Genomic DNA, 5,818 nt, shown 5'->3' with positions numbered 1-5,818 from the left:
GTTATGCTGAACAATTTGTCCAAAAATTCGGATTAAATTTGCAATCTACCATTTATTTGGATTTGATGGATAGTAATGGGAATATTTTAAGCAGTACTGCGGCGAAAAATTTAGTCTCGACGACTGGTCAAAGTAGTTATACGTTTGATAGTACCGTTAATCAGACGTTAAACATGACGTGGTCATCATGGAAAGGCACGACGCCATTATGGATTGGGCTGCGGTATGTGACCTCAAAAAATCAAGAAGTTCGGGTGGGGCTAGCGAGTATTGCGGCCTATCAAGTCTCATTATCACCGACAATTAGTTCGTCACTCTTTCCGAATACGACCGTCATTAAAGGGACGGGAACGATGCCGGGGGATACCATTACGGCCGATGCCGACAGTTCGGCTAAAGCGACGGTTGGGAGTGATTTGAGTTACACGTTGAATTTGAGCAGTGCTTTAGGAAGCAAGTCGAATGTGACGGTGACTGAAAGTGATAATAATGGGCATACCGGGACGGTCACTAAACCAGTGCAGTCCGCTTTGACGATTGCGGCAACAACGCCGAAGTTTAACTTAGTACCTAGCGATGCGGCCAATCTGGCCAGTCAAAGTGATGCGAGCGTGTTGGCCTGGTTAGTCCAACAAGGTGGCGTCACCGCTACTGACCCCAATAGTAGTTCTAGTAACGGTATCACGTATGCGACGAAGACGACTGGTTTGGGCGGCATCTTAGGTGGGTTAGCGATTGGCAGTAGTACTACTATCAACGTTTACGCGACGAACAGTGCTGGTAATACGTCCAATCCTGTGGCGTTAACGGTTACCCGGATGCCGGGCACGTTGAGCTTTCAAACGGTTACGAGCGCGGTCGATTTTGGTAGTCAGACGATTCCGTTGACCGAAACGATTTACCAACCGACCAGTGCCTTTAACGTCAGTATCAGTGATACCCGCGATGCCGGTAAAAATTGGTATGTGTATGCCAGTGCGCCGGCGTTGACGGCTGGCAGTCAGCAATTTAAAGGTAATTTGATTTACCGCAATAGCAGCACCCAACAAGCCCTCAATGCCGGGATGACGTTGATTGCGAGTGGCAGTAAGGCGAGTGGAACGACCAATACGACGGTGACGAGTGATTGGTCGTCGACGAAAGGCATTATGCTCGACGCCTTGCCGGGCATTTATGCGGGCAGTTACAGCACCACGGTGAACTGGACATTAGCCGACACGCCAAATTAGTTCGGCAAAGACTGCCAAATTTCAAAGTGAGCTTGACTTGCCACCACCAGCTGACCGTAATTCCAGTCGCCATGGGACCGGGCCAAGCCTGAAAACCAAGTTTCAAAAGACGTCCATGGTGTTAACGGAATATAACTCCATCCCGTTAACACCACCTGCATGGCGGCTGCCATTACTGGTGACCTAAAATTAAATTGAACGTTGCTTTAAAATGGTGCGACTACGATTTTTTTCGCGGTCGCACCATTGTTATTAATAAAAAGACTCATGGTTCGGACGGTGGCTTAACGGAAAAATTGTGATTGTGGCGGTTAGTTGGTATAATTGTCTGGACTAGGAATTTGTTAGAAAGTAGGAAAATAAATGGATAAAGCGACAATGCAAGACCGACAAAAACATATTCGCAATTTTTCAATCGTCGCCCACATTGATCATGGTAAATCAACGTTGGCGGACCGGATTTTGGAATTGACGGATACCATCTCGAAACGTGAGATGCAAGACCAAGTATTGGATTCGATGGACTTGGAACGCGAACGCGGGATTACTATTAAACTGAATGCGGTCGAATTACACTATCAAGCTAAAGATGGTGAAACGTATATTTTCCATTTGATTGATACGCCCGGACACGTCGATTTCACTTATGAAGTGTCACGGTCATTGGCCGCTTGTGAAGGGGCCGTCTTAGTTGTCGATGCCGCTCAAGGGGTTGAAGCGCAAACGTTAGCGAACGTTTACTTGGCGATTGATGATGATTTGGAAATCGTGCCAGTCATTAACAAGATTGATTTGCCATCGGCGGAACCTGAAAAGGTGCGCAAAGAAATTGAAGATGACATTGGTATCGATGCCGAAGACGCCGTGTTAGCTTCAGCTAAAGCCGGGATTGGGATTGAAGAATTACTGGAACAAATCGTTAACAAAGTGCCCGCTCCGGAAGGCGATTTAGATGCGCCCTTAAAGGCCTTAGTCTTTGATTCCGTTTATGATGACTATCGAGGCGTTGTCTTGAGTGTGCGGATTCACGAAGGGATTGTCCGTCCTGGCGATAAGATTCGCCTGATGAACAGCGGTAGTGAATACGAAGTTACCGAAGTCGGCGTCAACTCGCCGAAACCACTAGCACGGGATTTCTTAATGGCTGGCGATGTGGGCTATATTACTGCCAGCATCAAAGACATCCAAGATACACGAGTGGGTGATACGGTCACGAATGCTAAGCGGCCCGCTGAAAAAGCGTTAGCCGGTTATCGGGAAATGAATCCGATGGTTTATGCCGGGATTTACCCAACCGATAATGCGAAATTTACGGATTTACGCGAAGCTTTGGAAAAATTAAAGCTGAACGATGCTGCCTTGGAATTTGAAGCGGAATCGTCACAAGCATTAGGCTTCGGGTTCCGGTGTGGATTCTTAGGCTTGTTGCACATGGATGTGGTCCAAGAACGACTTGAACGGGAATTCAACTTAGATTTGATTACGACGGCACCATCCGTTACGTATCACGTTTTAATGACTGATGGCACGGAACGTGATGTCGAAAACCCGGCGGAAATGCCGGAAGCATCGTCAATCAAAGAAATTCATGAACCGTACGTCAAAGCCCAAATCATGGTTCCTAACGATTATGTGGGGGCTGTCATGGAATTGGCCCAACGTAAACGGGGCGAATTCGATACGATGGAATATTTGGATAATAACCGGGTCAACGTGGTCTACCATATTCCGTTATCCGAAATTATCTTTGATTTCTTCGATAAATTGAAATCCAACACGCGTGGTTACGCCTCCTTGGACTACGAAATTGACGGTTATCGGGCCAGTGACTTAGTTAAAATTGATATCTTGTTAAACGGTGACAAAGTCGATGCGTTGAGCTTTATTGCCCATCGCGACTTTGCGCCAGCCCGTGGTCGTGAAATTGCTGCGAAGTTGAAGACCATCATTCCCCGGCAAAACTTTGAAATTCCAGTGCAAGCTACCATTGGCGCCAAGGTCATTGCACGGACGAATATCAAGGCTTATCGGAAAGATGTGACTGCCCATCTATATGGTGGTGACCGTACTCGCCGGATGAAGTTACTTGAAAAGCAAAAAGCTGGTAAGAAACGGATGAAGGCGGTCGGCCGGGTCGAAATCCCGCAAGAAGCGTTCATGGCTGTTTTGAAGACCGACGAAGAAGAAAAGCCTACCAAATGAAGAGTTCCGCGGATGCGGAGCTCTTTTATTTGGCCATTTGTCAACATTTTGCCAACATTGAACTCAGATTGTTGGCAAAATATACATATTTCCGATACACGTCTATCATCTTTTTAGTATGCTTTCAAAAATATTTACGGTATCTCGCTTCATATTGTTAGTAACCTGAGAGGATGTTTCCAGCGTTGTCAAAATACAAGAATGGATCAAGGCGTCAGCAATAGGTCACAATGGTGAAAATCATCTGGATACTGAATCTAGTTACAAGCTGCCAATCGAGCAAAGTGTTTAAATGCCAATTCCACTGCCATGAAGCTAAAAAAATAGTCATTGATTCAGATGTTGACATCTAATCAATGACTATTTTTGACAAATTAATTATTTTTTCCAACTACCATTGGCACGATGCCACATTGTTGTATAAACGGTTTTGTTTTTACCGGCATGCACGATTTTAGCCCATTTAGTAGCTTTAGAAGCCTTGGTTCCAGGATCTAAGACAATCTTGCTCGTTGACGTTGGGGCAAACGGGGAATAGATCGTGTTGCCGATGCGCCAAGAGTTAGAAGGTTGTAAATCTTCGGTGTCGCGGACGTAATAAGTGTGATTTTTGACCCGCACGCGGACAATGTCGGATTTGGCGTCGTTCCAACGTGCTTGATAAGCCGTTGTGATATTTTTAATGGTAATCGTTTTACCACGCTTTTTCTGGGCATTTTTGACACTGCTGTAAAGTTTAACCGGGGCCTTATAATCGGCTTGGACGTAAACGGCGGCATATTTTTTTGACGAAAAATTATCATTCTTGGCAACTTTGAATGGGACGACCGGTTGCTTCGCAATCTTTTTCGTTTGGTAGTAGTAAGTGGTTGGGCCGCCATTGCTTTCAGCGGTCGCTGGTCGAATCGCTTGTAAGGCGGCGTGACCGCTGTAAGTGACTTTTTTCCAGAGTGGGCTGCCATCGGTTGCGTATTTAGCAATCAGGTAATAACCCTTAGCTTGTTTTTTGACGGCTAGTTCTGAATGACCCAGGGCATAACTTGGAAACTTGGTACCGGAAAGCTTCGTCCAGTTAGTCGCCAACGCGCTCTTGGTATTGAAGCTGGTCTTGGTAGCTTGAACGGTATCGTAACGTTGATAAGTTTTGTTGTAATGATACCAAGTCCCTTGAATAGAGGTTGGTACCGTGGTCGTTTTGTGCGTGGCGGCTTGCGCCGGCATGGCAATGCCGATGACAGTTGTTCCCAAGATTAAGGTGGCGCCGCTGGCAATGGTACGGGTGATAAATGACATCTGTGATTCCTCCAAAGAATATGATTGCGTTAGCGCTCCAGGCGGTAACGTCGTATTGAATTTTTAATATGGATTATTAATTTGTTTGGATGATTGTGCCAAAAAAATGCAAACAATCAGTGAACCAACCATGGGAATCAAGTTCAGTAACCAAAAAGCGCCACTGTAACTCAAATCATGGAACCGCCGGCATTGAGCAGTAAAGGTCGCAATGCCAGTAAGAATAAAATAAGTTAATAGCACGATGACATAGATGGCAGCTGAAATAAAACTGCCCGTGGAGTCGTACGCGATAAAATTACCGAGTAAAAAAGAAATCGCCGCAATCACGACATAAATGCCAATGCCAATTAGCGTACTACCCAAAATTGCCCACCAGTAATCGGCCCGGCCCATCCGTTTGCTGAGCTTGAAAATGTCGCGGTAAAATAATTGTGTGCTGGTAATCAATCCGGGTCGGGGACTTTCATTATAAGGTGTGTTTGATAAGTATTCGGTATGTGTACCAGGTGCGGTGGTCGGTTGACTACTAGTAGTCGTAGTCTGCGTCGTACTTTGGGTACTGGTCGCCGCTATGGCCTGACCACAATTTGGACAAAATTCGGCATCTACTGGTAAAGCTGCCCCGCAATGGGGACAAAACTTTTTCATGATAGCTCCTCCAATCAATAAAACCCTTAATTAATTTTGGCACTAATCGCTTGCCGGAACCCCCGCCCTAGCAAGCATGCAACGTTATAAGTATACCATTCACGTTCGGGTCATGTATTAAAAAATTATATTAACGAACTTTTTAATTAATATTTTTCAAGCCTAAAAGGATTAACTTTGACATTGTTGCTTGATTGCGACCATTGTAAATCAGTGATGTACATTTTCTGGTAACCTTTAGTTCCAAAATACGATGACCCCCGATAACCACCTGATACTGATTAAATGAGTGATTGTTAGTTTAATTCAGGTATTCTCAAACCTATTTTTGCGTTTATAATAAAATTATTTATATTTCAACACGCAAATAATCGGATGTGAATGTTATTATAAGGTAGATTGCAAATTTAATCCGAATTTTTGGACAAATTGTTCAGCATAAC

The 5,818-nt window shown here is 44.9% G+C and carries 4 protein-coding genes; 2 read left to right on the top strand and 2 right to left on the bottom strand.

Translation table 11 applies throughout. From position 1 onward, the window contains the following. On the top strand, positions 1 to 1,229 hold a 1,229-nt coding region (locus tag DY78_RS16365), incomplete at its 5' end, for a hypothetical protein (protein WP_056993498.1). Between the two features lie 363 nt (positions 1,230 to 1,592). Next, on the top strand, positions 1,593 to 3,431 hold the full coding sequence (lepA, locus tag DY78_RS04155; protein ID WP_024625664.1) for a translation elongation factor 4: 1,839 nt from the start codon (positions 1,593 to 1,595) through the stop codon (positions 3,429 to 3,431). Between the two features lie 378 nt (positions 3,432 to 3,809). Here the strand turns inward: lepA and DY78_RS04150 are convergent, their stop codons facing one another. Together DY78_RS04150 and DY78_RS04145 are read right to left on the bottom strand one after the other, a co-directional pair. Next, a complete protein-coding gene (locus tag DY78_RS04150) occupies positions 3,810 to 4,724 on the bottom strand; it encodes a hypothetical protein (RefSeq protein WP_024625665.1) in 915 nt (304 codons plus the stop codon). A gap of 63 nt (positions 4,725 to 4,787) precedes the next feature. After that, positions 4,788 to 5,375: a DUF805 domain-containing protein gene (locus DY78_RS04145; RefSeq protein WP_024625666.1), complete on the bottom strand. Its 588-nt coding sequence runs from the start codon at positions 5,373 to 5,375 to the stop codon at positions 4,788 to 4,790. Positions 5,376 to 5,818 lie beyond the last annotated feature (443 nt).

This window comes from Lactiplantibacillus fabifermentans DSM 21115, assembly GCF_000498955.2.
In the GTDB taxonomy this organism is placed as follows: domain Bacteria; phylum Bacillota; class Bacilli; order Lactobacillales; family Lactobacillaceae; genus Lactiplantibacillus; species Lactiplantibacillus fabifermentans.
This window is presented reverse-complemented; position numbering and strand designations above follow the sequence as displayed.

Bases quoted from the DNA above. Each gene is read 5' to 3' on its own strand.
- DY78_RS04150 (WP_024625665.1), bottom strand. From the start codon at position 4,724: ATGTCATTTATCACCCGTACCATTGCCAGCGGCGCCACCTTAATCTTG.
- lepA (WP_024625664.1), top strand. From the start codon at position 1,593: ATGGATAAAGCGACAATGCAAGACCGACAAAAACATATTCGCAATTTT.
- DY78_RS04145 (WP_024625666.1), bottom strand. From the start codon at position 5,375: ATGAAAAAGTTTTGTCCCCATTGCGGGGCAGCTTTACCAGTAGATGCC.